Annotated in this window: 24 protein-coding genes; 1 reads left to right on the plus strand and 23 read right to left on the minus strand. The window is 54.2% G+C overall.

The genetic code is table 11. From position 1 onward, the window contains the following. Positions 1 to 82: 82 nt before the first annotated feature. The 15 genes from lipA to leuS all read right to left on the minus strand — a co-directional run bounded on the left by lipA (position 83) and on the right by leuS (position 15,519). On the minus strand, positions 83 to 1,048 hold the full coding sequence (gene lipA / locus PGR09_RS02080) for a lipoyl synthase (RefSeq protein ID WP_015367739.1): 966 nt from the start codon (positions 1,046 to 1,048) through the stop codon (positions 83 to 85). Between the two features lie 181 nt (positions 1,049 to 1,229). After that, positions 1,230 to 2,204 (minus strand): YbeF family transcriptional regulator, encoded by a 975-nt coding sequence (locus PGR09_RS02085; protein ID WP_228339439.1) that lies wholly within the window; start codon positions 2,202 to 2,204, stop codon positions 1,230 to 1,232. Positions 2,205 to 2,308: 104 nt separating this feature from the next. Further along, complete coding sequence (gene lipB, locus PGR09_RS02090) at positions 2,309 to 2,950, minus strand: lipoyl(octanoyl) transferase LipB (protein ID WP_047049299.1); 642 nt, start codon at positions 2,948 to 2,950, stop codon at positions 2,309 to 2,311. Positions 2,951 to 3,049: 99 nt separating this feature from the next. Continuing rightward, positions 3,050 to 3,313, minus strand: coding sequence for a DUF493 family protein YbeD (gene ybeD, locus PGR09_RS02095; protein ID WP_015367736.1), 264 nt, complete (start codon positions 3,311 to 3,313; stop codon positions 3,050 to 3,052). A 113-nt stretch (positions 3,314 to 3,426) separates the two neighbouring features. After that, on the minus strand, positions 3,427 to 4,626 hold the full coding sequence (dacA, locus tag PGR09_RS02100; RefSeq protein WP_015367735.1) for a D-alanyl-D-alanine carboxypeptidase DacA: 1,200 nt from the start codon (positions 4,624 to 4,626) through the stop codon (positions 3,427 to 3,429). Positions 4,627 to 4,768: 142 nt separating this feature from the next. Further along, positions 4,769 to 5,914, minus strand: a complete 1,146-nt coding sequence (gene rlpA / locus PGR09_RS02105) for an endolytic peptidoglycan transglycosylase RlpA (protein WP_049061571.1) — start codon at positions 5,912 to 5,914, stop codon at positions 4,769 to 4,771. 10 nt (positions 5,915 to 5,924) lie between these two features. Then, the gene (mrdB, locus tag PGR09_RS02110; RefSeq protein WP_008805635.1) at positions 5,925 to 7,037 is read right to left on the minus strand and encodes a peptidoglycan glycosyltransferase MrdB; all 1,113 of its coding nucleotides are present in this window, start codon (positions 7,035 to 7,037) and stop codon (positions 5,925 to 5,927) included. Continuing rightward, the gene (gene mrdA, locus PGR09_RS02115; protein ID WP_045381467.1) at positions 7,037 to 8,938 is read right to left on the minus strand and encodes a peptidoglycan DD-transpeptidase MrdA; all 1,902 of its coding nucleotides are present in this window, start codon (positions 8,936 to 8,938) and stop codon (positions 7,037 to 7,039) included. Before mrdA ends, mrdB begins: the two co-directional genes overlap by 1 nt. A gap of 27 nt (positions 8,939 to 8,965) precedes the next feature. After that, complete coding sequence (gene rlmH / locus PGR09_RS02120) at positions 8,966 to 9,433, minus strand: 23S rRNA (pseudouridine(1915)-N(3))-methyltransferase RlmH (RefSeq protein ID WP_015367732.1); 468 nt, start codon at positions 9,431 to 9,433, stop codon at positions 8,966 to 8,968. Positions 9,434 to 9,436: 3 nt separating this feature from the next. Then, complete coding sequence (rsfS, locus tag PGR09_RS02125; protein WP_002894623.1) at positions 9,437 to 9,754, minus strand: ribosome silencing factor; 318 nt, start codon at positions 9,752 to 9,754, stop codon at positions 9,437 to 9,439. 243 nt (positions 9,755 to 9,997) lie between these two features. After that, complete coding sequence (locus PGR09_RS02130; RefSeq protein WP_063414716.1) at positions 9,998 to 10,606, minus strand: adenosylcobalamin/alpha-ribazole phosphatase; 609 nt, start codon at positions 10,604 to 10,606, stop codon at positions 9,998 to 10,000. A 51-nt stretch (positions 10,607 to 10,657) separates the two neighbouring features. After that, positions 10,658 to 11,308 (minus strand): nicotinate-nucleotide adenylyltransferase, encoded by a 651-nt coding sequence (gene nadD / locus PGR09_RS02135; RefSeq protein ID WP_047049289.1) that lies wholly within the window; start codon positions 11,306 to 11,308, stop codon positions 10,658 to 10,660. After that, on the minus strand, positions 11,301 to 12,332 hold the full coding sequence (gene holA, locus PGR09_RS02140; protein ID WP_047049285.1) for a DNA polymerase III subunit delta: 1,032 nt from the start codon (positions 12,330 to 12,332) through the stop codon (positions 11,301 to 11,303). The genes nadD and holA overlap by 8 nt, the downstream gene beginning before the upstream one ends. Beyond that, the gene (lptE, locus tag PGR09_RS02145; RefSeq protein ID WP_047068301.1) at positions 12,332 to 12,922 is read right to left on the minus strand and encodes an LPS assembly lipoprotein LptE; all 591 of its coding nucleotides are present in this window, start codon (positions 12,920 to 12,922) and stop codon (positions 12,332 to 12,334) included. The genes holA and lptE overlap by 1 nt, the downstream gene beginning before the upstream one ends. A gap of 14 nt (positions 12,923 to 12,936) precedes the next feature. Continuing rightward, a complete protein-coding gene (leuS, locus tag PGR09_RS02150; RefSeq protein WP_015704739.1) occupies positions 12,937 to 15,519 on the minus strand; it encodes a leucine--tRNA ligase in 2,583 nt (860 codons plus the stop codon). Between the two features lie 226 nt (positions 15,520 to 15,745). Between leuS and PGR09_RS02155 the strand changes: the two genes are divergently transcribed. Further along, on the plus strand, positions 15,746 to 16,228 hold the full coding sequence (locus tag PGR09_RS02155) for a zinc ribbon-containing protein (RefSeq protein ID WP_045393055.1): 483 nt from the start codon (positions 15,746 to 15,748) through the stop codon (positions 16,226 to 16,228). Between the two features lie 44 nt (positions 16,229 to 16,272). Here the strand turns inward: PGR09_RS02155 and PGR09_RS02160 are convergent, their stop codons facing one another. The 8 genes from PGR09_RS02160 to corC all read right to left on the minus strand — a co-directional run bounded on the left by PGR09_RS02160 (position 16,273) and on the right by corC (position 26,201). Next, on the minus strand, positions 16,273 to 18,066 hold the full coding sequence (locus PGR09_RS02160; protein ID WP_047077891.1) for a filamentous hemagglutinin N-terminal domain-containing protein: 1,794 nt from the start codon (positions 18,064 to 18,066) through the stop codon (positions 16,273 to 16,275). Positions 18,067 to 18,105: 39 nt separating this feature from the next. Further along, positions 18,106 to 19,779 (minus strand): ShlB/FhaC/HecB family hemolysin secretion/activation protein, encoded by a 1,674-nt coding sequence (locus tag PGR09_RS02165; RefSeq protein WP_047077890.1) that lies wholly within the window; start codon positions 19,777 to 19,779, stop codon positions 18,106 to 18,108. A gap of 340 nt (positions 19,780 to 20,119) precedes the next feature. Then, complete coding sequence (locus PGR09_RS02170) at positions 20,120 to 20,845, minus strand: amino acid ABC transporter ATP-binding protein (RefSeq protein WP_015367722.1); 726 nt, start codon at positions 20,843 to 20,845, stop codon at positions 20,120 to 20,122. Continuing rightward, entirely contained in the window at positions 20,845 to 21,519 is a 675-nt protein-coding gene (gltK, locus tag PGR09_RS02175; RefSeq protein ID WP_047077889.1) for a glutamate/aspartate ABC transporter permease GltK, read from the minus strand. The genes PGR09_RS02170 and gltK overlap by 1 nt, the downstream gene beginning before the upstream one ends. Further along, on the minus strand, positions 21,519 to 22,259 hold the full coding sequence (locus PGR09_RS02180) for an amino acid ABC transporter permease (protein ID WP_045392974.1): 741 nt from the start codon (positions 22,257 to 22,259) through the stop codon (positions 21,519 to 21,521). Before PGR09_RS02180 ends, gltK begins: the two co-directional genes overlap by 1 nt. Positions 22,260 to 22,422: 163 nt before the next feature. Next, positions 22,423 to 23,334 (minus strand): amino acid ABC transporter substrate-binding protein, encoded by a 912-nt coding sequence (locus PGR09_RS02185; RefSeq protein WP_015367719.1) that lies wholly within the window; start codon positions 23,332 to 23,334, stop codon positions 22,423 to 22,425. A gap of 427 nt (positions 23,335 to 23,761) precedes the next feature. Continuing rightward, positions 23,762 to 25,300: an apolipoprotein N-acyltransferase gene (gene lnt, locus PGR09_RS02190; RefSeq protein WP_430915765.1), complete on the minus strand. Its 1,539-nt coding sequence runs from the start codon at positions 25,298 to 25,300 to the stop codon at positions 23,762 to 23,764. A 22-nt stretch (positions 25,301 to 25,322) separates the two neighbouring features. Next, on the minus strand, positions 25,323 to 26,201 hold the full coding sequence (gene corC, locus PGR09_RS02195) for a CNNM family magnesium/cobalt transport protein CorC (RefSeq protein WP_015704743.1): 879 nt from the start codon (positions 26,199 to 26,201) through the stop codon (positions 25,323 to 25,325). Positions 26,202 to 26,304: the final 103 nt, after the last annotated feature.

Below are 26,304 nucleotides of genomic sequence, written 5' to 3' on the forward strand. Positions count from 1 at the left end.
AAGTGTGACAACGGGAAGTTGGAAGTTGGGGGGAACTGGAGAAATCAGGCCGCCGCGAACGACGGCCAGAGAAAGGCAGAGGTTATTTTACTTCCATACCTTTTGCCTGCAGATCGGCATGATAGGAAGAGCGGACGAACGGGCCGCAGGCGGCATGGGTAAAGCCCATCGCCATGGCTTCAGCTTTCATCTCTTCAAACTCTTCCGGGCTGACGTAGCGCTGTACCGGCAGGTGGTGGCGGCTCGGCTGCAGATACTGACCCAGCGTCAGCATGGTAACGCCATGACGGCGCAGATCGCGCATCACTTCGATGATCTCTTCATTGGTTTCGCCAAGACCGACCATCAGACCCGATTTGGTCGGGATTTCCGGATGCGCTTCTTTAAAGCGCTCCAGTAGCTTCAGCGACCAGTTATAATCTGCGCCCGGACGTACCTGACGATACAGGCGCGGTACGTTTTCCAGGTTGTGGTTAAACACATCCGGCGGCGTCACTTTCAGGATATCCAGCGCGCGATCCATACGACCACGGAAATCCGGTACCAGCGTTTCAATTTTGATATTCGGGCTCTTCTCGCGGATAGCGCTGATGCAGTCGGCGAAATGCTGCGCGCCGCCGTCACGAAGATCGTCGCGGTCAACGGAAGTCACCACCACATAGCGCAGCCCCATATCGGCGATGGTTTGCGCCAGTTTTTGCGGCTCGTTGGCATCAGGCGTCACCGGACGACCGTGGGCCACATCGCAGAATGGGCAACGGCGAGTACAGATAGCGCCGAGGATCATAAAGGTCGCGGTGCCGTGGTTGAAGCACTCGGCAAGGTTCGGGCAAGAGGCTTCTTCGCACACGGAGTGCAGGCCATTCTTACGCATCGCTGCCTTGATCCCCTGAATACGGGACGAGTCAGCCGGAAGTTTGATTTTCATCCATTCCGGTTTTCTGAGCAGAGCTTCACGCTCAGTTGCCACGTTTTTCACCGGGATAAGGGCCATTTTATCGGCGTCGCGGTACTTAACACCGCGTTCCATCACAATGGGTTTACTCATAGCGTGCGTGTTCCAGTTGCGAGTCACGAAGGAAAGCGAATTAATTCAATCAAATGTTGTATTTATCAACTATTTTTGAACTAAGGACAGGCAGTATATCATTGATACGGGGTTGAAAGCAGCCTGGTTGCCCGGCAAATTGTAAAATAGTTGTTGTTTTATCCTTTTCCCTCGCGTGCGGTTAGCGGGAATAAGTTTGCAGAATAGTGTCGATAATCTCTTTCAGTAACGGCTCCTGGGCGCTTTGCCGGTTGTAATGTAGCGAGAAATCAATGCGCTGGTCTTGTAACGGCGGGAAAGGCATCGCCTGTAGAGGCCAGATCTTCGCCACCAGCGCGAACATACTCTCAGGCGTCAGCCCCAGCAAATCGCTATTATTCATCATCGCCGCCTGAGTCAACAGGTTATAGCTGCTAAAACCGCACCTCCGTTCCCCGATGAATTCATCAAGTTGCCGATGCAGGGCAGGGTAGCGCTGTCCTTCCGGCAGCAGCAGCGCAAACTCAAACTGCTGTAGATTTTCCCGCGTCAGCGGAAGAGGCAAAATTGGGTGATTTTCGCGGCAAAACATAACAACCGGCTCGGAAAACAGCACCTGATGCGCAATGGCCAGCCCGCTATGGTTATAGGTATCGATTAGCAAATCAACCTGCCGCTGGTTGAGCTGGCTGGCGGCATCGGTAATCGCAATATTGTGCAGCAATACTTGAGGAAACCGCGCTTTTAACGCGTTGGCGATGGTTGGCATCACCAATGCGCCGATGGTCGGCGCGGTAGCGATGGTGAGCACGCGCTGCTGCTGCGAGCTGCTGCCCAAATCCAGCGCATTGAGAAAGGCTTCCATCCCCTGGCTGATATATTGATGCAGGTGAGTCGCAAAAGCCGTCGGCGTCACCCCCTGTCCTTTTCGAATAAAGAGAGGGTCGGGGAACAGAGCCCGTAGTTTATTGATCGACTGGCTAATGGCCGAAGGCGTGATATTGAGCACCTTCGCCGCATTGACGATGCCTTTATGCACGTACACGGCTTCGAAGATAGTTAACAGATTAAGATCGATATTACGCAGAATACGAAAGATCTGCCGATCTTCTGGCTGTTCGTTGTTTTCCAATGGGGGATGATTGTCGGCCACTCGCGGATCCGGTCGTTGGGTCATAGGCTTATTATAGCGGGCGATGATGTGGCGTTGCGTGACAATTGATTGCAAATATGAAGTATTAATAAGGAGTTGCGCTCTGAAGGTTCAGAGCGCGGTGCGCATCAAGCGGCGACATATTCATGCGGTGGGTTGTTCAGCAGCGCCAGCAGGTTGGCGACCAGCCGCGGCGCGACGTTTTCTGTAGCGGCCTGCGGCTGCCACTGGCGCATTTGCGTCATCTCCATGCCGGCATAGCCACACGGATTAATACGCAGGAACGGCGTCAAATCCATTGCCACATTCAGCGCCAGCCCGTGGAAAGAACAACCTTTACGAATACGCAGTCCCAGCGAGCAGATTTTCTGTTCACCAACGTAAACTCCCGGCGCATCGGCGCGAGGATGAGATTCAATCTGATACTCCGCCAGCGTATTGACCACGGTCTGCTCCAGCAGCGTCACTAATTCGCGCACGCCGAGTTTACGCCGTTTAAGATTCAGCAAGACATACATCACCTGTTGGCCTGGCCCGTGATAGGTCACCTGGCCGCCGCGGTCGCTCTGAATGACCGGGATATCACCGGGTACCAGTACGTGTTCGGCTTTGCCGGCCTGACCCTGAGTAAACACCGGGTGATGTTCTACCAGCCAGATTTCATCCAGCGTCGTGTCGTCACGACTGTCGGTAAATTCATGCATTGCCTGCGAGATGGGTTCGTAAGGTTGCAGGCCGAGTTGTCGAATAAGAATGGTATTGTGCTGCAAAACAACGTCTCCGCCGAGAGGGATGACTTAAGTGGGGAGAGTATATCACAGCGAAAGAAGGAGAATTACCCGGCGCTTGAGGCCGGGTAAGGCGAGGGATTACAGCACCATCCGCACGATTTCGATATTGCCCAACTCTTCGTACAGGGCTTCGACCTGTTCGATGTGGGTGGCGTTAATGGTGATGGAGACCGAGTGGTAGTTACCTTTGCTGCTCGGTTTTACTGACGGAGAGTAATCACCAGGCGCATGGCGCTGTACCACTTCCACCACCTGATCAACCAGCTCAGGCAACGCCTGCCCCATTACTTTGTAAGTAAATGGCGTAGGGAATTCAAGCAGTTCGTTAAGTTTGGTTTTCATGTCAGCTCCGGTGTGACGACTAAAATAATAACTCCCACGTGATGTGGGAGTTATCAGGTTTCTTTGATGAATAGTATATGGGGATAGAAATCACACTTTCAAGTGTTCAATTTTTAACCAAACCAGTGATGGAACATTAACTTAATGTAATCAATGATTTTGCCGAAGAAATTCCCTTCCGGAATTTCCTGCAGCACCACTAACGGACGCTGATCGATAGTTTTGCCATCCAGCTGGAAGTTAATGGTACCGACCACCTGGTTTTTCTGCAGCGGCGCGTGCAGTTCGGTGTTGTTCAGTACATAGCTGGCTTTCAGGTCTTTCATGCGCCCGCGCGGGATAGTCAGATAGACGTCTTTATCTACGCCCAGAGAAGCGCGATCGCTATCGCCGAACCAGGCCGGTTCAGAGGCGAACTCTTTACCTGCTTTAATGGGGTTCACGGTTTCGAAGAAGCGGAAGCCCCAGGTCAGCAGTTTCTTGCTTTCGGACTCACGACCTTTGTAAGTACGCCCGCCCATCACCGCGGAGATCAGGCGCATCTGGCCTTCGGTAGCGGAGGCAACCAGGTTGTAGCCGGCTTTGTCGGTATGGCCGGTTTTAATGCCATCGACGTTGAGGCTGTTATCCCACAGCAGGCCGTTACGGTTCAGCTGGCGAATACCGTTGAAGGTGAACTCTTTTTCGCGGTAGATGGAATACTCATTCGGTACGTCGCGGATCAGCGCCTGGCCGATCAGCGCCATGTCACGCGCGGAACTGTACTGGCCGTCGGCGTCCAAGCCGTGAACGGTCTGGAAATGGGTATTTTTCAGGCCCAACGCGTTTACGTAGTTGTTCATCAGGCTGACAAATGCGTCCTGGCTGCCGGCGACGTAGTCGGCCATCGCCACGCAGGCATCGTTACCGGATTGCAGGTTGATGCCGCGGATCAGCTGCGAAACCGGCACCTGCATGCCCGGCTTCAGGAACATCAGGGAAGAACCTTTAAACACCGGGTTACCGGTTGCCCACGCGTCGTTACCCACGGTGACCAGATCGGATTCTTTGAATTTGCCCGCCTTCATGGCCTGGCCTATGACATAGCTGGTCATCATTTTGGTCAGGCTCGCCGGATCGCGGCGGGCGTCGGCGTTGTTTTCCGCCAGCACTTTACCTGAGTTGTAATCGATAAGAACCCAGGATTCAGCATCGATCTGCGGAGCGCCTGGGATCATGGTTTTCATATTCAGGTCATCGGCGCGGGCAGCGGTAGACAGTGCCGCAACGGAGAGGGCCGTAACGAGTAAACGAGCGGTGAAAGAGGTCTTCATGGTTAGAACAACGGCATCCGTGATGAAATTAAAAAAAGTGCCTTACTATAACAAATGCGTTTCGCAGCGGCATCCGACATTGCATATGACTTTGTTAACGACTTTTACATATGCTGTGGCGGGAGATGCCGCGGCGTCACGTTTAGTTGGCGCGAGTAATAAATGATTGTAGCTGCGCTTCGTTTTGCAGACGCTGTTGTACCGTCGTCGCTTGCGACTTACTGGCAAATGGACCCAGTTGAATCCGCCATACGGCGCCGTTTTGCATCACACGGCCGGGAACGGCGAACTGTTGGCTCAGGCGCTGCTGATATTGCTGGGCGCGAGCCTGGTCGCTAACGGCGCCGACCTGCACGACGAACTCGCCGCTGGTGCCGGCGTTTGGCGCGGCCACAGCGGCGGTTGCTGCTGCTGTTGCGGTCGCGGCAGGCGCGACGCTACCTTGAATCGAGCCAGGCGCGGTAACCGGCGCGCTGGGCGTTGCAGGCGTTGCGGCGACGGCGGCAGGCGCAGCAGTAGCGGGTTCGCTACCTTCCAGTACGCCATTATTCAGCGGCGTCGGCGCGCCGAGGAATCCACTACCGTTAACCGGCGCGCCCACGTTATCTTCAGGCTTAAGCGTTGAGTTGCTAATGGCATGAACGTTTGATTGGTCGGCCGGTGAGATGGCCGCGGAACCATCGCCATCAAGGTTTGGACGCGAAGGCAAGGCATAGGTCTGTTTGGCGACGGTGGTGCACGCCATACCTGGACCGGATAACGCGCCGTCCTGAGAGACAATAATTGGATCGATACGAACTTTAGTATTGTTAGAAGTGTTCAGGCGGTCCGCTGAGGCGCGGGACAGGGAAATGACCCGGTCATTGCCGTACGGGCCACGATCGTTAATGCGCACTACGATCATCCGGCCATTGGCCAGGTTAGTGATACGCGCATAGCTTGGGATAGGCAACGTAGGATGCGCGGCGGTAAGCTGTGTCGGATCGAACGCTTCGCCAGAGGCGGTCAGGTTGCTGTTCGGTTCGGCATCATAAATTGCCGCCAGACCGGTCTGGGTGAAGTTAGCCGGATCCTGGACGATTTTATAGCTTTTGCCGTCGCGCTCATAATCCTGATTGGCCGTGGCATTCAGCGTTTCGAAATGCGGATCGGCGCCGCTGATTTCTACCGTCGGACCATTACAGACAGCCGGCTGCGGGACGCTAACCGTCTTCTGCTGAACGTCTTCACCTGAACATGCCGCCAGCAGCCCTGCTGCTATGCAGATCCCCAGCCATTGCTTACGCATTGCGAACCCCTTAAACGCTTTTCGACAACATTTTTCTGTGGGTATGGATCGACATAACGATACCAAACCCGGCCATCAATACGATTAGGGCTGAGCCCCCGTAGCTGACCAGCGGCAAAGGTACCCCCACCACCGGCAAAATACCACTTACCATACCAATATTTACGAAGACATAAACGAATAAAATCAACATTAAACCGCCTGCCATGACGCGGCCAAAGGTGGTTTGCGCCTGGGCGGCGATCCATAGTCCGCGCATGATAAGCAAAATGTACAATGCCAGCAGGATCAACACCCCGATAAGCCCCAGCTCTTCCGCCAGTACGGCGAAGATAAAGTCGGTATGGCGCTCCGGCAGGAATTCGAGCTGCGACTGAGTACCATGCAACCAGCCTTTACCGCGTAATCCGCCGGAACCAATAGCGATTTTGGACTGAATAATATGATAGCCCGCGCCCAGCGGATCGGTCTCCGGATCGAGCAGCATCATTACGCGCTGACGCTGGTAGTCGTGCATCAGGAAGAACCATAAAATCGGAATGAAGGCGGCGACAAGTACCACCGCGATGCCGATTAAGCGCCAGCTCAGGCCGGAGAGGAACAGAACAAACAGGCCGGAGAGGGCGATCAAAATAGAAGTGCCGAGGTCTGGCTGCGCCGCAACCAGCAGGGTCGGCAGGAAGATCAGGACCAGCGCGATGGCGGTATTCTTCAGTGAAGGCGGACAGACATCGCGGTTTATGAACCGCGCTACCATCAGCGGCACCGCTATTTTAGCAATCTCCGAGGGCTGAAAACGAACAATACCGAGATCGAGCCAGCGCTGTGCGCCTTTGGAGATAGCGCCGAAGGCGTCTACGGCAACCAGCAAAATAATACAGAAAATATACAGGTAGGGCGCCCAGCCCTCATATACCCGCGGCGGGATCTGCGCCATCACGATCATAATCACCACGCCCATGGCGATTTGGCCGATTTTGCGCTCCATCATGCCTACGTCCTGGCCGCTGGCGCTCCAGATAACCAGCGCGCTGTAGGTGAGCAGCGCCAGCAGAATGAGCAGCATCGTTGGGTCAAGATGGATTTTATCCCATAGCGATTTTTTGTTCGGATTATCGGTCATTATTGATCCTCCCCCGCCGTCACCGCCGGGTTCTCACTCGGCAGATTGGTGTTGTTATCACCCAGCATGATGTGATCAAGGATCTGGCGCATAATGGTACCGACCGCCGGGCCGGCGCCGCCATTCTCCAGGATCATCGCCACCGCGACCTGGGGGTTGTTGTAAGGCGCAAACGCCGTCATGAGCTTGTGGTCACGCAGACGCTCGGAAATTCGGTGCGCGTTATAGGTTTCGTTGGCTTTCAGGCCGAATACCTGCGCGGTACCGGACTTCGCCGCAATCTTATACGGCGCGCTGGCAAAGTATTTGTGCGCGGTACCGTTGCCGCGGTTGGCAACGCCATACATCCCGTCTTTAGCGATTTCCCAATAGCCGGAATGAATATCGCCGACCGGCGGTTCATGCGGCTGAACCCACGGTACCTGTTTACCGTCTTCAAGCGTGCTTTGCAGCAGGTGAGGGACTTTAACCACACCGTCATTTATCAGGATCATCAGCGCTTTGTTCATCTGAATCGGCGTAGCGGTCCAGTAGCCCTGGCCGATACCGACCGGGATGGTGTCGCCCTGGTACCAGGGTTTCTTAAAGCGCTTGAGCTTCCATTCGCGAGTGGGCATGTTACCGGAGCGCTCTTCCGCCAGGTCGACGCCGGTGTAGTCGCCGTAGCCGAATTTACTCATCCATTCGGAAAGGCGGTCGATGCCCATATCATAGGCGACCTGATAGAAATAGGTATCCGCGGACTCTTCCAGCGCCTTAGTGACGTTCAGGTGACCGTGGCCCCATTTCTTCCAGTCGCGATAGCGTTTTTCCGATCCAGGCAGCTGCCACCAGCCGGGGTCGAACAGACTGGTATTGCGGGTAATGACGCCGGCGCTCAAGGCCGAGACGGCGACGTAGGGTTTTACCGTCGAGGCGGGTGGATAGACCCCCTGCGTGGCGCGGTTAACCAGCGGGGTATTCGGATCGTTGAGGAGTCCGGAATAATCTTTGCTGGAGATACCATCGACAAACAGGTTGGGATCGTAGCTCGGGGTTGAAACCAGCGCCAGAATCGCGCCGCTGCGCGGGTCGGTGACCACTACCGCCGCGCGGCTGCCCGCCAGCAGCGTTTCGATATACTGCTGCAGCTTCAAATCAAGGGTTAAGTAGATATCGCGTCCGGCCTGCGGAGGCACTTCTTTTAACTGGCGAATAACGCGGCCGCGGTTGTTGACTTCAACCTCTTCATAACCGGTTTGCCCGTGCAGCACGTCTTCATAATAGCGCTCGATTCCCAGCTTACCGATGTCGTGGGTCGACGCGTAGTTAGCCAGCTTGCCCTCTTTATCCAGGCGATCGACGTCTTTATCGTTAATTTTAGAGACGTAGCCGATAACGTGGGTCAGGGCGGAGTTATAGGGATAGTAGCGGCGCTTGTAGCCTTTGACTTCGACGCCGGGGAAGCGGTACTGGTTTACGGCGAAGCGCGCCACCTGGACTTCATTAAGATTGACCTTCACCGGAATCGAGGTGAAGCGGTGAGAGCGCGCGCGCTCTTTTTTAAAGCCGGCGATGTCGTCGTCGGTCAGGTCGACGACGTCGCGCAGCGCATCCAGCGTCTGCTGCACGTTATCGACTTTTTCCGGCATCATCTCTAACTGATAGATGGTGCGGTTCAGCGCCAGCGGCGTGCCGTTGCGATCGTAGATAATGCCGCGGCTGGGCGGAATGGGGACCAGCTTAATACGGTTTTCATTGGAACGCGTTTGATAGTCGTTGAAACGGACAATCTGTACGTTGTAGAGGTTGGCAATCAGCACGCCGGTAAGCAACAAAATGCCCGTAAAAGCGACCAGCGCCCGGCGTACAAACAGCGAGGATTCAGCCGTATAGTCGCGGAAAGAATTCTGTAATTTCATTCGCTGCTTAGTCTACCCAGGTCATCATTACTCACGGTGGTAAGGGTGGTTAGTCGTAATGCTCCACGCACGATACAGGCTCTCAGCCACCAGCACGCGAACTAACGGGTGAGGCAACGTGAGCGTGGAAAGGGACCAACTCTGTTCCGCTGCCGCTTTGCAGGCCGGAGAGAGACCTTCCGGGCCGCCAATGAGTAAACTGACGTCCCGGCCATCCTGCTTCCAGCGTTCCAGTTCTCGCGCCAGCTGCGGCGTATCCCAGGGCTTACCGGGAATATCCAGGGTCACGATACGGTTCTTGCCTGCGGCCGCCAGCATCATTTCGCCCTCTTTTTCGAGGATGCGTTTGATATCGGCATTTTTTCCGCGCTTACCGGCAGGGATCTCTACCAGTTCGAACGGCATATCTTTTGGAAAACGGCGCAGATATTCGCTAAAGCCGGTCTGAACCCAGTCCGGCATTTTGGTGCCAACGGCCACCAATTGTAGCTTCACGCATTAACTCCAGAGTTTTTCCAGCTCGTACAAACGACGGCTCTCTTCCTGCATGACGTGAACCATTACGTCGCCCAGATCGACCACGATCCAGTCGGCGGCGGCTTCACCTTCAACGCCCAGCGGCAGCATTCCGGCGGCGCGGGATTCCTGCACCACATGGTCGGCGATGGACATCACGTGGCGCGTAGACGTGCCGGTGCAAATAATCATGCAATCGGTGATGCTGGATTTGCCATGTACATCAATGGCGACGATGTCCTGACCTTTCAGGTCATCAATTTTGTCGATAACAAAATCCTGGAGTGCTTTACCCTGCAAGTGTTCCCCCTGGGTGCGTGAAGAGTGATAACAATAACGAGCCTGACAGTATACCCGAAGTCATGGCAATGTCGGGAGAAAAGTCAGCTTTCAGCCCTTGAAAGCGGGCTATCATCCCATCCCTTGCCGACGAATGCATCGCCATTTTTGTAAAACAATTTCTGTAAGATGCGTATAGCGGGTGTAGCCTGGCTGCGGAGAATAGCAGCCTGCTCGGGGCTGTCAATGGGCGGTCATGAATTCTTATTCCGCGCGCCACTGCGCCTGGCTATTTAATACCCGCAGGGTTGTAAAATCGTCGCGTCGTTCGATAAGGCTCCAGCAGCCGTGGGCGAGGGGAAAATGCCACATTGCTGAGGCAGGCATCTGCAATAAGAGTGCGATTAACAGGCTTAAAGCGCCCTGGTGGCCGACGATCAGCAGGTTATCCCGCGGCTGATATTGCCCGAGGGTGGCGACAAAAGCCGCGATACGCTGCGCGAAGGCATGGAAGCTTTCGCCGTTGGTCGGTGCGGCGTGTTGCCAGTCTTTGCACCATGCGGCGTAGTTCTGCGGGTCTTCTTTTTGCAGATCGCGATGGTGGCGCATTTCCCAATCGCCAAAAAACATCTCATTCAACGAAGGAATCACTTGCCGTGGGATTAGCCGACCAGCGAGCACCAGGTCGGCGGTATGCTGGGTTCTCTCCAGCTCGCTGCACAATACCAGCTCGAAAGGTACCTCCCGCAGACAGTCACCCAGCGAGCACGCCTGCTGGATACCGCGTTCGGTGAGCGGGGTGGGAGCGTGACCGCTATACAGCCCGTCGACGTTAGCCTGCGTTTCGCCGTGGCGAACCAGCCATAATTTCATGATGCACTCCGTGGAAATCGCGTAGCGTAACGATATCCCCGCAGCGGGTTCTCAGCAATAGAGCTTCTGCTGGTGAATGTAGTCCAGCACGGCCTCGGGCAGCATATCGGCGCAGGAGACCCCCTGCTGCAGACGCTGACGAATCAGCGTGGCGGAAATATCGAACCACGGCGTTTCCGCAAGATAGATAGCTCCGGCGGGGCGGTTATGTAACAGCTCGATATCGTGGGTGAGATGTTTATCAAGCCATTGCTGATCTTCTTCGCGCTTCATCGCCAGTGGATATCCCGGACGCCGGCAGACGATCAGATGGGCGTTATCGAGGATCGTGGCGTAGTTATGCCAGGTGGGGAAGGTCAACAGCGAATCCTGACCAATAATAAACGCCAGCGGCCGGTCGGGACCCTGTTCCTGTCGCCACTCCTGCAACGTTTGCGCCGTCCAGGAGAGGGTATCGCGCCGCAGCTCGCGCTCATCGAGGACAAACAGCGGCTTATCCGCTATCGCCAGCTCGAGCATATGTACGCGCTGGGCGCTGGTGGCCTCCGGCTGCGGACGATGCGGCGGGACGTTATTGGGGACGATGATCACCCGGTTAAGACCGATCTGGTTCGCCAGAATTTCTACCGGCTTCAGGTGGCCATAATGCACCGGATCGAAGGTGCCGCCGTACATCGCCTGCAACTGAGTCATATCAACCATCAATGAAAACGTCCGCCAGCGCTTTATGGCAGAGCAGTAACGAAAGACTTTCCAGCTCGGGCCATATTGACTGGCCATAATCTTGTTTGAAGGTGAGCTCGGCGCGGGTTAATAACGTGACGGCCTGGCGCAGTTGCTCGGCGCTGAGGCGCGTGAGCGCGTCACCCACCAGTTGACGGCGGTTCTGCCAGACCCGGTGTTTATCAAACAGCGTACGCAGCGGCGTATGCGCCGACTGGCGCTTCAGGTTCACCAGCAGCAGCAGTTCGCGCTGCAGCGTGCGCAGCAAAATGGCGGGTTCGCAGCCTTCAAGGCGCAGTTGCTGCAGGACGTGCAGTACGCGCTTGCTCTTGCCGGCCAGCAGGGCATCGACCCAGTGATATGGCGTGAAGTGGGCGGCATCATTCACCGCCTGTTCAACGCGAGGCAACGTCAGCTTGCCGTCAGGCCACAGCAGCGAGAGCCGCTCCAGCGCCTGCGCTAACGCCAGCAGATTACCTTCATAGCAGTAGCACAGCAGTTGGCTGGCGGCTTCATCTAATTGCAGCTTGTTCTGCTTAGCGCGGGCGGCCAGCCAGCGCGGTAGCTGCGCATATTCCGGCGTCTGACAGCTGACCTGTACGGCGCGGCTGGCAAGCGCGGTCACCCATGCTGCGTTTTCCTGGGCTTTAGTAAGCTTATTGCCGCGGACAATCAGCAGCAGATCTTCATGCAGCATACCGACCAGCGTGGCTAGCTGTTCGTTAATCGCCGCATTCGGACCGTTTTCCGGCAGAATAAGCAGAAGCGTCTGGCGGCTGGAAAAGAGGCTCAGCGCCTGACTTAAGGAGAAAAGGGCGGGCCAGTCGGTGCTGGCATCGATGGTCGCGGTGTGATGTTCGGTAAAGCCCTGGGCGGCCGCGGCTTCGCGGATGGCATCCTGGCTTTCCTGTAACAACAGCGGATCGTTACCAAGCAATAAATACGCCGCGCGCAGCCCTTCAGTGAGCTGCGCGCGGAGTTGTTCCGGGTACAACCGAATCATCAGTTACCCAGCGTAGTGGAAACGCGGTTGCCGGAGGTCGAGGCGGCCGGGGTTCCAGACACCGGTTGCTCAGCCTCTTTGGTGGCTTCGACATCCGCAACATGCACGCTCGGCAATTTGCGGATCAGCTGTTCCGCGGCCTTGTCGTACATCTCACGAACAATCATGTCCTGCTCGGCATCTTTCGCCAGCGCCGCCTGCGGGTTATCGAAGAATGAACGATAAACCTTGGTATTGATTGGGTAAATGTCATGACCCGGGATCAATACGGTGGCGTTAACGGTCAGCACCATCTGGTATTCAGCAGTACGACCATCCTGGAAAATGGATGCCGTATCTTTCTGAATGGATGAGTTACCCAGACGCAGGGACGGAACGTCCTTACGCAGCGTATCGGCATCGATCAGCTCAACGCCATTCAAACGCAGCTGATTACGTACCGCACGGCTTAACGGACCGTTCGGATCGCTTGACTGGAAAATCATAGTTTTCATTGTGGTTGGAACCTGCGTATTGCTACGCAGATGCCAGCCGCAACCGGCGGTGATTAACACCGCCAGAGATAACAGCATTGTTGCCAGATATCGCACGCTTCCTCCCGCGCTTAGCCAACGACCAGATTGAGCAGTTTGCCCGGAACGTAAATCACTTTACGTACGGTCACGCCTTCAAGGTATTTTGCGACCAGATGTTCCTGGCCTGCACGTTCACGAACCTGCTCCTCGGTTGCATCTACCGCAACGGTAATTTTACCACGAACTTTACCGTTTACCTGGACGACGACCAGAGTCGTGTTTTCAACCATTGCACTTTCGTCCGCTACCGGCCACGGCGCGTTGTCGATATCGCCTTCGCCGCCCAGTTCTTGCCACAGGGTGAAGCAGGCATGCGGGGTGAACGGGTTGAGCATACGTACGACTGCCAGCAGAGCCTCACGCATCAGCGCGCGATCCTGCTCGCCTTCCTGCGGCGCTTTCGCCAGTTTGTTCATCAGCTCCATCACCGCGGCAATGGCGGTATTGAAGGTCTGACGACGGCCGATATCATCGGTCACTTTGGCAATCGTTTTATGCACGTCGCGACGCAGCGCTTGCTGATCTTCGCTGAGGCTTGCCACGTCCAGGGCGACAGCCGGGCCCTGAGAGGTATGCTCGTAAACCAGTTTCCAGACGCGTTTCAGGAAGCGGTTCGCGCCTTCTACGCCGGATTCCTGCCACTCCAGGGTCATTTCCGCCGGAGACGCGAACATCATGAACAGACGTACGGTATCCGCGCCGTAGCGTTCAACCATCACCTGCGGGTCGATACCGTTGTTCTTCGACTTGGACATTTTGCTCATGCCGGTGTACACCAGCTCGCGGCCCTGCGGATCGAAGGCTTTAACGATGCGGCCTTTTTCATCACGCTCAACGGTAGCGTCAATCGGTGATACCCAGTTACGCTCGCCGTTTTCGCCGACGTAGTAGAACGCATCGGCCAGTACCATGCCCTGGCACAGCAGCTGTTTGGCTGGCTCATCGGAGTTCACCATACCGGCATCGCGCATCAGCTTGTGGAAGAAGCGGAAATAGAGCAGGTGCATAATGGCGTGTTCGATACCGCCGATATAGATATCCACCGGCAGCCAGTAGTTCGCGGCATTCGGGTCCAGCATGCCTTTATCGTACTGCGGGCAGGTATAGCGCGCGTAGTACCAGGAAGACTCCATAAAGGTGTCAAAGGTGTCGGTTTCACGCAGCGCCGGCATGCCGTTAACGGTGGTTTTCGCCCACTCCGGGTCGGCTTTGATCGGGCTGGTGATGCCGTCCATGACCACGTCTTCCGGCAGGATTACCGGCAGCTGATCTTCCGGCGTCGGCATCACGGTACCGTCTTCCAGGGTCACCATCGGAATTGGCGCGCCCCAGTAACGCTGGCGGGAAACCCCCCAGTCGCGCAGACGATAGTTAACTTTACGCTCGCCAACGCCCATCGCGGCCAATTTATCGGCGATGGCGTTGAAGCCCGCTTCGTAATCCAGGCCGCTAAATTCGCCGGAATTAAACAGCACGCCTTTTTCAGTCAGCGCCTGCTCGGAGAGATCCGGCTCGGAGCCGTCGGCGGCGAGGATAACCGGCTTGATGTTCAGGCCGTATTTGCTGGCAAACTCGTAGTCGCGCTGGTCGTGACCCGGAACGGCCATCACCGCGCCGGTACCGTACTCCATCAGCACGAAGTTCGCCGCCCATACCGGAATCGCTTCGCCGGTCAGCGGGTGAATAGCTTTAAAGCCGGTGTCGACGCCTTTTTTCTCCATTGTCGCCATGTCGGCTTCGGCAACTTTGGTGTTACGGCATTCGTCAATAAAGGCGGCCAGCGCCGGATTGTTAGCCGCAGCCTGCTGGGCCAACGGGTGACCGGCAGCGACCGCCAGGTAGGTGCAGCCCATAAAGGTATCCGGGCGGGTGGTGTAGACGGTCAGCTTATCGGCGTAGTCGTTGACGTCAAAGGAGATTTCCACCCCTTCAGAGCGGCCGATCCAGTTGCGCTGCATGGTCTTAACGGTGTCTGGCCAGTGGTCCAGATTGTCCAGATCGTTGAGCAGTTCATCGGCGTAGGCGGTGATTTTAATAAACCACTGCGGGATTTCTTTACGCTCAACCTTGGTGTCGCAGCGCCAGCAGCAGCCGTCGATAACCTGTTCGTTAGCCAGCACGGTCTGGTCATTCGGACACCAGTTGACCGCGGAGGTTTTCTTGTACACCAGGCCTTTTTTATACAGCTCGGTGAAGAATTTTTGCTCCCAGCGGTAGTATTCCGGGGTGCAGGTCGCAATTTCACGGCTCCAGTCATAGCCGAAGCCCAGCTTTTTCAGCTGGTTTTTCATGTATGCGATGTTGTCGTAGGTCCACGGCGCCGGGGCGGTATTGTTTTTCACCGCCGCGCCTTCCGCAGGCAGACCAAACGCATCCCAACCGATCGGCTGCAGGACGTTTTTGCCCAGCATGCGCTGATAGCGCGCGATGACGTCGCCGATGGTGTAGTTACGCACGTGACCCATGTGTAGTCGACCAGAAGGATAAGGAAGCATCGACAGGCAGTAATACTTCTCTTTGCTCTCGTCTTCAGTTACTTCAAATGTACGATTTTCGTCCCAGTGAAGCTGGACTTTCGATTCTATCTCTTCCGGGCGGTATTGCTCTTGCATGGCAGCCAGTGGTCCTGTTTTCAATACAGCTACAAAATGTAGCCAATGGATGTGTTATTTCAGATCGGCATAGCATAGCCCAAACGTCCACGTCAAAACAGCCTTTCGCACATTAACATCGGCAAAAGCGAAGCAGAATTTTTCACGACTCTGTGGCGCGGCTGGCAAAGCAAACCGCAGATAACGTCTATTATTAGAAGCAGTTAATCACACCGGAGGCGAAATGATGAACAAGGTTGCTCAATATTACCGGGAACTGGTCTCCTCGCTCAGTGAACGGCTGCGCAATGGAGAGCGTGACATTGACGCGCTGGTGAAGCAGGCGAGGGAGAAAATCACCCAGGCAGGCGATCTGACGCAGAGCGAGGTCGAGTCGCTGATCGCGGCGGTAAAGCGCGATTTAGAAGAATTTGCCCGCAGCTACGAAGAGAGCCATGAAGACGATAGCGACAGCGTCTTTATGCGGGTCATCAAAGAGAGCCTGTGGCAGGAACTTGCGGATATTACGGATAAAACGCAGCTTGAATGGCGCGAAGTATTCCAGGACTTGAACCACCACGGGGTTTATCACAGTGGAGAGGTGGTGGGGCTGGGTAATCTGGTATGCGAAAAGTGTCATTACCATCTGGCGGTGTACACACCGGATGTGCTGCCGCGCTGCCCAAAATGTGGGCATGACCAGTTCCAGCGTCGACCCTTTGAACCGTAATCGGTAAAGCAGCGATGCGCATTGTGCTGCGCATCGCTGAGTTATTACAGAACGGTATTGATTTCCGCAATCTTAAAGTACTGATAACCGCCCATTTCATTGGTATAGTTATGCGATGAGTTTAGTATCAGCTTGTTAGTACGAATGGTGCCGATATCACAGGTACTCCACTTTAACCAGCCGCAGCCGCGACCGCTATTAACGATTTTTTTCGCGGTCAGGGTCAGGGTGCCGTTTGCCTGAATAACCCCGTAGTTATTGATATTCGCCTTATTCTGGGTACTCAGCAACATATCGCCGGTACTAAAAATAGTTCCTTCGTTAACGATATCTAACCTGGATGTGATTGAAACATTGTCACCTTTGATCGAGCCCGTATTGTTTACCGGACTATGATCGGTGGTAATAGTCGACGCGTTTATTGCGCCATTATTATTTAACCAATAGCTATGAGCGGTAAAAGCGTCTGTCGCTGTCATTTTGCCGTCGGTGCTTTGTGCCAACGTGCCGTTGGTTTGCATGTCGATATTTTCACCGCTAATACTGCCTAAATTGTAAATCTCGCCGGTGTTGATGGTGTTGTCCAGATTTAACGATTTTACGGCGACATTACTGGTCGCGCTGATGGTCCCGGTATTCTTAAAATTAGTACCCACAAAATTCAGCGCGACGTTTTTACCGTTAATCGTACCGGCATTGGTGAAATTGCCCAGAGAGGTGGCGGTAATTTGGGCATTGGAGGTCATTTTTGCGCCAGCGTTGTTGGTTATCGCTCCGTTGCTGGCGGCGATCAGATTGGAGGTAGCGCTAATCGTTCCACTATTTTGTAAATTGCCTACGGCACTCAGAACTAATTGTTTAGTGGAGCTGATAGTGCCCTTACCGCCGTTAGTGAGTGCGCCGTAGGTGGTGATTTTCGTCAAGTTTTTAGTCGTCAGCGTACCGTTATTGGTGAAGTTACCGGAGGCGGCGATGCTGGTGAGAAGGCCATTACTGGTGATGGACCCATCGTTGGTCAGTAATCCATTGTTGGTCATGGAAAGTGAAGAGTTGGCGGTGATAGAGCCTTTATTACGTACGCCGAAGCCTAGATTGTTTCCGACCATACTGATGCTGTTGGCTTTAATGCCACCAAGGCTGCTGATATCAATGCTATATACCGGATTGAGCATTTGCAGCATGGTGGCGGTTTTTCCTGCGGATGTCATAACGCCCGTGCTGTTATCGAAGGTGAAATTACCGCCACCGACCACGGAACTACCGGCGTTGACCATACCATTGATGGCGACGGCGTCTGCCAGCAATGCGGCATAGCTGGTGGAAGCATCCATACCCTTTTCACCGATAGTGACTTTGCCCTTGGTAATGGTATAGCTGCCGATAGCGCCTTCATCGGTCAGATTGACCTGGCCGGTGGTTAATACCGCCTTGTTGGTGTTAACGAAACTACACCCGGAGCAGGTAATGCCATTGGGGTTGGCAATGACGACGTCGGCTTTTAGACCGGCGACTTCAATAAAACCATTCAGTGAACTGGCTTTATTGGAGGTGACTTCATTGAGGATCACCGACGCCCCGCCGTTGGTCAGATTGTTGTTTTTAGCGATATTGCCAAAAGTCGCGTGATCAATATCACTGCTGCTGTTATTGAGTATTAAACCGTTGCCGTCAACGTTAAATTCACGATACAGGTTGTGCGAAACGCCTGCAGCATTTGGCGCTTCAATATCCACTACCTTTGCGCCTGATAGATGGGTATAAGTCGTCGGATCGGCATACACTACCGTCGAGCTTAACGCTGCTGCTAAAGCAACATAGGTTAATTTAAACTTAAACATGAATTCATTCCTTTAAATATGATTGGTAATACGTTGGTTTTAATACTTCCATTTCAATGCGAAGCCCATATTGATCGAGTCGCTCTGAAAGTTATCCGGCTTACTTAGCGGCGTACCGATAAAAAGATCATATTGCGTGGAAAGCAGCTTGCCACGTAATCCGCTAACCGCACCTGAAATCACTTTCCCTTGCCGATATTGTTCGCTGCCAATAATACGACCAATATCTAATCCTAAATAAAATTGCTGTTCCGGGCCGGCAATATCCCAGATAAAATCATTACTCCAGTACCAGCCCTGATTGCCTGAGAGAGTATATTCACCATCAAATCCGCGGACCGTCCAGCGGTTGCCAATATTAAATTGGTTATCCGAAGAGAGAATATCCGGGCTGTATTGCGCATTAAAATGCGGTGCATAACTAAATTTGTCGCCGGTTAAATCGAATTTCATCAAAGCCTGCAAGTCGGCGTGCACGACGCGTGAACGCTTGCTGAACAGGCCTGCTTTTTCTTCTGGCGTAGCGACGGAGCTTAGCCATGGAAGGCGGCGTTGTAGCCCCAGACTGGCGGCGACGACTTTTTTATCGAAATAACGTTGCTGGCGTAGCGTCAGCTCCCATGTCGGGTTTTGTTTGCGCACCACCCCGAGCTCCTCACCGCCAAAGTAGTAGCGTGAAGCGCTTTTTGCGATGCGTAAATCCAGCGATGTCTGTTGCTGACGAGTATGCGACAGGAGTCGCGACAGCGTAGCGCTGTAGTAGCGGTTTTTACTTTTATAGTCCGTTTGCGACCAGGCGCCTTTGAACAGCTGTCTATATTGACTCTGCGAACCGTAAAGACTTAATGACCAGTAGCCGAAGGGGATCGAGTAATAAAGACTGCCATTCTGGTTGCCGTCATTATGCTGATTAAATTCAATATCGCCGCCGCCGGAGACATAGAAAATATCGTTGAGCGTGGTGACATCATACAAATAGAGCGCGCCGCCGGCCTGATAGCGGCCGCTGGCGCGGCTGCCAGCATCATCAACCCAGGCACCGACCTGCCACTTTTTATCCAGACGACGAGTAAGCATCAGATTGCTTTCCGCCTCCCGCTGTCCCGGCAAGATTTGCATATTCGCTGAACTTCCCGGCAGGCGAAGCAGGTTTTCCATCCCCTGTTCCAGGTCAGAGAGGCGCAGAATATCTCCCTCACGCGCGGGGATATTGTTCCAGATACTGGTGGTTTGCTCACTTGTCGTTGACCAGAGTATTTCACCGATTCTGCCATACGCCAGCTCGAGCTTTAGTGTCCCTTGCGTCAATGACTGTTCCGGGATAGTCACTAATGAAGTGATATAACCGCGGGCGATTAACTCATTTTGTAATGCCATGGCGAGGTACTGAATGCCGTTAATCCCAAGGCAACGATGCAGAGCTTGAGACGTGAGATTATCCAGTAGCTTATGTGTCAGCCCCGGCTCGGCGGAATTGATACGAATGGTGTTGATTAACCGACAGTTTTTTTCCTCGGGAAACGTTAGCGTTTGTCTGTCGGTATTAATTTGCGAAGCTTGAGTGCCCTGGTGCTGTGGCGTTAGCGCCGCCTGACGCGCTTTATCCTGCTCATTTTGATTCGTTGTGGCCGAGGCAATGGTGCTGGCAATGGCCTGCTGTTGACATAAAAATAAAATTAGCAGGGCGTGAATCAGGTTGTGTTTATTAAACATGAAGCAAGATCCATTTGTTTCATTGAATGTGTGTGTCGTGTTTTTAAGCGCGCAGGTGCATCTTTAGAAAAATTATTTTTATTTAAGCGTAATGTTATGTAGAGAAATTTTCCCTGAAGCCGTTTTTAACGGGGGGTATGTTAGCTGTGGCGGTAACGCTTAGCTATGCGAAGGAAACTGAATTTTATATGAATTAAACTAATTTAGAATGTGAATTATTGGGCGCGGCGGCTGATTCATTTCCTGACTTAATAGAGATAGTCTTAAAATAAACCACTAATATATGTGTGCAATATTGCAGGGGGAAAGAAGGCGCGCACATGAGGTGCGCGCTGGGATTTTAGTGCAGGATTTTGGCGAGGAAATCTTTCGCGCGTTCTGATTGCGGGTTGGCGAAGAAGGCTTCTTTATCGACATCTTCGACAATTTTACCTTCATCCATAAAGATGACCCGGTTGGCTACTTTACGGGCAAAGCCCATTTCGTGCGTCACTACCATCATGGTCATGCCTTCGTTAGCCAGTTCGACCATGACATCCAGCACTTCGTTGATCATCTCCGGGTCAAGCGCTGAGGTCGGCTCATCGAACAGCATCGCAATCGGATCCATACACAGCGCGCGGGCGATCGCGACACGCTGCTGCTGACCGCCGGAGAGCTGCGCCGGATATTTTTCCGCATGCGCCGCCAGGCCCACGCGCTCCAATAATTTGAGACCCTTTTTACGGGAAGATTCTTTATCGCGATTAAGAACCTTAATTTGCGCCAGCGTCAGATTGTCGATGATCGACAGATGCGGGAACAGTTCAAAGTGCTGGAATACCATGCCGACGCGGGAACGCAATTTAGCAAGATTGGTTTTCTTATCGTTAACCTGGGTGCCATCAACGATAATTTCGCCTTGCTGGACCGGCTCCAGGCCGTTAACGGTTTTAATCAGCGTCGATTTACCGGAGCCAGACGGCCCGCAGACCACGACGACTTCGCCTTTTTTCACTTCGGTGGAGCAATCGGTCAGCACCTGAAAGTGACCATACCATTTTGAAATATTTTTCAGGGTAATCATTACACAGTCCTTTTCTTCAACCAGCTGACCAACAGCGATGCGCTGAGACTAAATATAAAATAAACGGCGCCTGCGAACAGGATCATTTCCACCTGGGTTCCGTCGCGCTCGCCAATAGTAGAGGCGGTACGGAAGAAATCGGCCAGACTCAGGACATACACCAGTGAGGTATCCTGGAACAGCACAATCCCCTGGGTTAATAGCAGCGGGACCATCGCGCGGAAGGCCTGCGGCAGGATCACCAGCTTCATCGATTGCCAGTGGGTCATCCCCAGCGCCAGCGCGGCGCTTGATTGACCGCGGGAAATGCTCTGGATACCGGCGCGAATAATTTCCGAATAGTAGGCCGCTTCAAACATCGAAAATGCCACCATTGCCGAAATCAGGCGAATATCGGTTTTCGGCGACAGCCCCAGCACGTTTTGCAGGAATCCGGGAACGATCAGATAGAACCACAGCAGCACCATCACCAGCGGAATCGAGCGGAAAACGTTAACGTAAGTTTTGGCAAACCACGCCAGCGGCAGGAAGCTTGACAGGCGCATCACCGCCAGAATGGTGCCCCAAACGATACCGAAAATAATCGCCGTGACGGTGATTTTCAGCGTAATGACCAATCCTGCCAGCAGGTAGGGCATGGAAGGAACAATTGAACTCCAGTCAAAATCGTACATTATTTGCCTCCCATATTGCCCGGCAGACGAACTTTACGTTCAACCACGTACATCACCAGCATAATGACGGCGTTGATGAAGACATAGGCGAGGGTGATCGCGGTAAACGATTCCCAGGCGTGGGCAGAGTAATCCAGTAACTTGCCGGCCTGCGCCGCCATATCCGCCAGGCCGATGGTGGAAGCGATGGCCGAGTTTTTTACCAGGTTCATCATTTCCGAGGTCATCGGCGGCACGATAACGCGATAAGCGTTCGGCAGCAGCACGTAGCGATAGGTTTGCGGCAGGGTCAGGCCCATCGCCAGGCCGGCATTTTTTTGCCCGCGTGGAAGGGACTGTATCGCGGCGCGGACCTGCTCGCAGACGCGGGCGGCGGTAAACAGCCCGAGGCACAGCATTGAGGAGACAAAGAACTGAATATTGGGATCCAGCTCGGATTTAAACCACATACCGACGTTTTCCGGCAGAAATTCCGGAATAACAAGGTACCAGGTAAAGAACTGCACGATCAGTGGAACGTTACGAAACAGTTCGACGTAACAGGTACCAATCCCGGCTAACCAGCGGTTAGGGACGGTACGCAGAATGCCGAACAGCGAGCCGACAAGGAAAGCGATAATCCAGGCGCTAATCGACAGTGCGACGGTAACCTGAAAGCCGCTCCATAACCAGCCTAAGTAAGTGGTGTTGCCGAACGGGGCGGGTTGCAGGAATATTCCCCAGTTCCAGTCTATTGACATAAATAAACTCCAGAAAAAAAAGGGTAGCAGCGCTACCCTCGAAGATTGTTGCCCTGCTTGTTTCGGTATTCGCGGCGGCTGGGGAACGACCAGCCGCCGTATAGTCTGTCCGTGCGAAGGCAACAATCGGGAGGGCTACTTTGTCGAGCCCCTGTTTTTTTAATTAGTTAAGAGCTTTATCATTCGGTGATTTGAACAGCGCCTTCATGTCGTCGGACAGTTCGAAGTTCAGGTTCAGATTTTTCGGCGGAATCGGGTTCTTGAACCAGGTGTCGAACCATTTTGCCGCTTCGCCGGAGGTCTGCGCCTGGGCGACGGTGTCATCGACCAGCGTTTTGAACGACGCGTCGTCTTTACGCAGCATGCAGCCATAGGCCTCTTTCGATTGCGGCGTACCGACGATTTCCCAGTTATCCGGTTTCTTCGCTTTTGCGCGCTCGCCGGCCAGCAGGGCATCATCCATCATAAAGGCCACCGCGCGGCCGCTTTCCAGAGTACGGAAGGAGTCACCGTGATCTTTCGCGCTGATGATGCGCATGTTCATTTTCTTCTCGTCGTTGAGCTTATGCAGCAGGACTTCCGAGGTGGTACCGGAGGTGACGACCACCGCTTTGTCTTTCAGATCCGGGAAGTCTTTAATCGGGCCGCCTTTTTTCACCAGCAGACGGGTGCCGACGACGAAGATCGTGTCAGAGAAGGCGGCCTGTTTCTGGCGCTCCAGGTTGTTGGTGGTGGAGCCGCACTCGAAATCATAGGTGCCGTTCTGCAGCAGCGGGATACGGTTCTGCGAGGTGACCGGAATCAGCTTCACCTGCAGATCGGGTTTGTTCAGTTTTTTCTTGATGGCTTCAACGATAGCGTTGGAGTAATCCTGAGAGTAACCCACCACTTTCTGTTGGTTATCGTAGTAGGAGAATGGTACGGAAGATTCGCGGTGGCCGACGACGATCACCCCATTTTTAGCGATTTTATCCAGCGTGCTCTGACCTGCGGCCGGGGCGGCATCTTCAGCGTGCGCCAGACCGGCGGTCACTCCCATGACCAGCATTGCGGCGGCCAGTTTACGTAATTGCATATCCAACTCCTTATCCTTAACGCCAGGGACGCTAGTGATACCCATTGTGATTGTGTGTATGTGTTGTTATTCCCGTTAGCTCTGCCGTAAGGCGGCGCTTTCGGGAATCGTCTGCAATCTTAAAGTGCAGTATTTGTATGAGCTTGTTAGCATTTAGTTTGGCTTAATGTAAAGATTTTGATGCGTTATTGTTTATTTTTGCGAAGCACTCCGCACCATTTATGGGCAAAAATGGTTTGTTGCACCAACATGGCGCGAAGTGCGAACGCTTTCGGTGCAACCCCGGTGCAACCGCGGTCAAAATCGTCTACAGGGGGAAATTAAGCAATGGGCGTGCCAGATTGGCGCAAGGGAGCGTAAAGCTGGGAAGAGTCACCGGCGACAAACGCCGCCGGGAGTTGGCCGGGCGGCAGCCCGGCGGAGAAGGTTAGCGACGACGCTGGCGCAGGCTCATCACCAGCGCGGCAAAGCCGAAGAGGGCGGTTAACGCCCACAGCGGCCAGTTGCCGGTACGGGCATACGGCGTCAGGCCGGTGGTTGGCGTGACCTTAGTGCTCAACACCGCGCGGGTAAACTGCGGGATCATGTCCTGAATTTCACCACGCGGGCCGATAACGGCGGTAATACCATTGTTGGTGCTGCGCAGCAGCGGGCGCGCCAGCTCCAGCGCGCGCATCCGCGCCATCTGGAAGTGCTGCCACGGGCCGATCGATTTACCAAACCACGCATCGTTGGAGATGGTCAGCAGGTAATCGGTATCCGGGCGGAAATTATCGCGGACCTGTTCGCCGAGAATAATTTCGTAGCAAATTGCCGCCGTGAGTTTCAGGTTATGCGCTACCAGCTGCGGCTGCACGTAAGGACCGCGGCTGAACGAGGACATCGGCAAATCGAAGAACGGCGCCAGCGGGCGTAAAATCGACTCCAGCGGCACAAATTCGCCGAACGGCACCAGATGGTTCTTGTTGTAGCGGTTGGTCGAGTCGTAGCTGTACGGATTATCTTTACCCAGCGTAATGATGGTGTTGTAGGTATCGTAGCGGTTTTGTTTATTGAGCCGCGCATCGACAATACCGGTAATCAGCGAGCTATTTTTGGCCCGCATCAGGTCATCAACCATGCTGAGGAAATGCTGCTGATTGATTTCCAGATCCGGGATCGCAGATTCCGGCCAGATAATCAGCTGCGATTTACCCATATGCGGCTGGGTGAGATCGAGGTAGGTTTTCAGGGTATTAACCAGCTGGTTTTCATCCCATTTCATCGCCTGCGGGATATCGCCCTGCACCAGCGAGACTTCCGTCGCGCGTGCCGGCAGCAACTGGTACCACTGAATGTAACGCAGCGGGAAGGGCAGGGCAAACAGCACCGCGGCGATCAGCAGCGGTTTCCAGCTGCGTTGCACAATAGCCAGCGCCAGCAGACCGCTGACCACCATTAACAGAAAGTTTATCGCCTCAACGCCCATCACTGGCGCCAGACCTTTCAGCGGGCCGTCAATCTGGCTATAGCCGAACTGTAGCCACGGGAAACCGGTCAATACCCAGCCGCGGAGAAATTCGGTAATTTGCCAGACCGCAGGCGCGGCGATGGCCAGACGGATCCAGTTGGTTTTCGGCCACAGTTTCGCGAGGATCCCGGCGAAAAGGCCGGTATACAGCGATAGATAGGCCGCCAGGAGGGCAACGAGGAAAACGTTAACCGGGCCCGGCATGCCGCCGAACTGCGCGATGCTAACGTAAACCCAGTTGATGCCGGTGCCGAATAGCCCAAGCCCCCAGAAGTAGCCAATCCAGGCGCTCTGTAGCGGGCGACGGTTAAGAGTGAGCGCCTGCAGACCAAATAGCGAGACGATGGCCGCCGGCCAGAAGTCGTAAGGTGAAAAAGCCAGCGTTCCGCTGGCTCCGAATAACAGCGCCAGCAGCAGACGTACGCGCTGGCGTTCAAGTAAAGAGGCAAATACCATTTAGGTTAATCGTCCCGTTAAATTAGTCTTCCAGCTTCGGCTGCGGCGCATCATCAGGAAGCTTTACATGGACCTGAATAATACGTCTGCTGTCAGCCATTGCGACCTTGAATTGGTAACCATCAATGTCAATCGACTCGCCGCGGGCCGGCAGATGACCAAAGGCCTGCATCACCAGCCCGCCGATGGTATCGACCTCTTCATCGCTGAAGTGGGTGCCGTAGGCTTTATTGAAGTCTTCAATCGATGCCAGCGCGCGTACCGTCCAGGTATGACGGCTTAGCTGACGGAAATCGATATCTTCCTCTTCGTCATACTCGTCCTCGATTTCGCCGACGATAAGCTCAAGGATGTCTTCAATCGTCACCAGGCCGGAGACGCCGCCGAACTCGTCGATGACGATTGCCATATGATAACGTTGCGAGCGGAACTCTTTCAGCATGCGGTCGACCCGCTTGCTTTCAGGCACGACAACCGCCGGGCGTAACACTTTTTCCATGCTGAAAGCTTCGGCGTCGCTGCGCATAAACGGCAGCAGATCCTTAGCCATCAGAATCCCTTCAATGTGATCTTTATCTTCGCTAATGACCGGGAAACGCGAGTGGGCGGATTCGATGATCACATCGAGGCACTCGTCCAGCGTCTGGTTGCGTTTCAGGGTAATCATTTGCGAGCGCGGGATCATAATATCGCGGACGCGCTGGTCGGCGATATCCATTACCCCTTCGAGCATGTCGCGCGTATCTTCATCGATAAGCTCGTTCTGCCCGGAGTCACGGATCAGCGCCAATAATTCATCACGGTTTTTCGGTTCACCGTGAAAAAGTTGGCTGAGTAAGAGGGAGAAAAATCCCTTTTTGCTGTTTACTGTGTCACTACTGTGTGAATTGTCGTCGCTCATGGCGTCGTATGGGTTCTCGTGTTGATTTAATTGTCGCTCGTCGCGCGTAAACTCAGCGTCGTACGGCATGTTTAGCCTGATGGCGCTACGCCTGTCAGGCCTT

The organism is Klebsiella sp. 141251 (assembly GCF_050600725.1).
Lineage (GTDB): Bacteria > Pseudomonadota > Gammaproteobacteria > Enterobacterales > Enterobacteriaceae > Klebsiella > Klebsiella aerogenes.

What these genes read in the sequence shown, in the direction of transcription:
- lipA (WP_015367739.1), bottom strand. Translation starts at nt 1,048, where the DNA reads ATGAGTAAACCCATTGTGATGGAACGCGGTGTTAAGTACCGCGACGCC.
- PGR09_RS02085 (WP_228339439.1), bottom strand. Translation starts at nt 2,204, where the DNA reads ATGACCCAACGACCGGATCCGCGAGTGGCCGACAATCATCCCCCATTG.
- ybeD (WP_015367736.1), bottom strand. Translation starts at nt 3,313, where the DNA reads ATGAAAACCAAACTTAACGAACTGCTTGAATTCCCTACGCCATTTACT.
- dacA (WP_015367735.1), bottom strand. Translation starts at nt 4,626, where the DNA reads ATGAAGACCTCTTTCACCGCTCGTTTACTCGTTACGGCCCTCTCCGTT.
- rlpA (WP_049061571.1), bottom strand. Translation starts at nt 5,914, where the DNA reads ATGCGTAAGCAATGGCTGGGGATCTGCATAGCAGCAGGGCTGCTGGCG.
- mrdB (WP_008805635.1), bottom strand. Translation starts at nt 7,037, where the DNA reads ATGACCGATAATCCGAACAAAAAATCGCTATGGGATAAAATCCATCTT.
- mrdA (WP_045381467.1), bottom strand. Translation starts at nt 8,938, where the DNA reads ATGAAATTACAGAATTCTTTCCGCGACTATACGGCTGAATCCTCGCTG.
- PGR09_RS02130 (WP_063414716.1), bottom strand. Translation starts at nt 10,606, where the DNA reads ATGAAATTATGGCTGGTTCGCCACGGCGAAACGCAGGCTAACGTCGAC.
- nadD (WP_047049289.1), bottom strand. Translation starts at nt 11,308, where the DNA reads ATGGTTGATATGACTCAGTTGCAGGCGATGTACGGCGGCACCTTCGAT.
- holA (WP_047049285.1), bottom strand. Translation starts at nt 12,332, where the DNA reads ATGATTCGGTTGTACCCGGAACAACTCCGCGCGCAGCTCACTGAAGGG.
- leuS (WP_015704739.1), bottom strand. Translation starts at nt 15,519, where the DNA reads ATGCAAGAGCAATACCGCCCGGAAGAGATAGAATCGAAAGTCCAGCTT.
- PGR09_RS02155 (WP_045393055.1), top strand. Translation starts at nt 15,746, where the DNA reads ATGAACAAGGTTGCTCAATATTACCGGGAACTGGTCTCCTCGCTCAGT.
- PGR09_RS02160 (WP_047077891.1), bottom strand. Translation starts at nt 18,066, where the DNA reads ATGTTTAAGTTTAAATTAACCTATGTTGCTTTAGCAGCAGCGTTAAGC.
- PGR09_RS02165 (WP_047077890.1), bottom strand. Translation starts at nt 19,779, where the DNA reads ATGTTTAATAAACACAACCTGATTCACGCCCTGCTAATTTTATTTTTA.
- PGR09_RS02170 (WP_015367722.1), bottom strand. Translation starts at nt 20,845, where the DNA reads ATGATTACCCTGAAAAATATTTCAAAATGGTATGGTCACTTTCAGGTG.
- gltK (WP_047077889.1), bottom strand. Translation starts at nt 21,519, where the DNA reads ATGTACGATTTTGACTGGAGTTCAATTGTTCCTTCCATGCCCTACCTG.
- PGR09_RS02180 (WP_045392974.1), bottom strand. Translation starts at nt 22,259, where the DNA reads ATGTCAATAGACTGGAACTGGGGAATATTCCTGCAACCCGCCCCGTTC.
- PGR09_RS02185 (WP_015367719.1), bottom strand. Translation starts at nt 23,334, where the DNA reads ATGCAATTACGTAAACTGGCCGCCGCAATGCTGGTCATGGGAGTGACC.
- lnt (WP_430915765.1), bottom strand. Translation starts at nt 25,300, where the DNA reads ATGGTATTTGCCTCTTTACTTGAACGCCAGCGCGTACGTCTGCTGCTG.
- corC (WP_015704743.1), bottom strand. Translation starts at nt 26,201, where the DNA reads ATGAGCGACGACAATTCACACAGTAGTGACACAGTAAACAGCAAAAAG.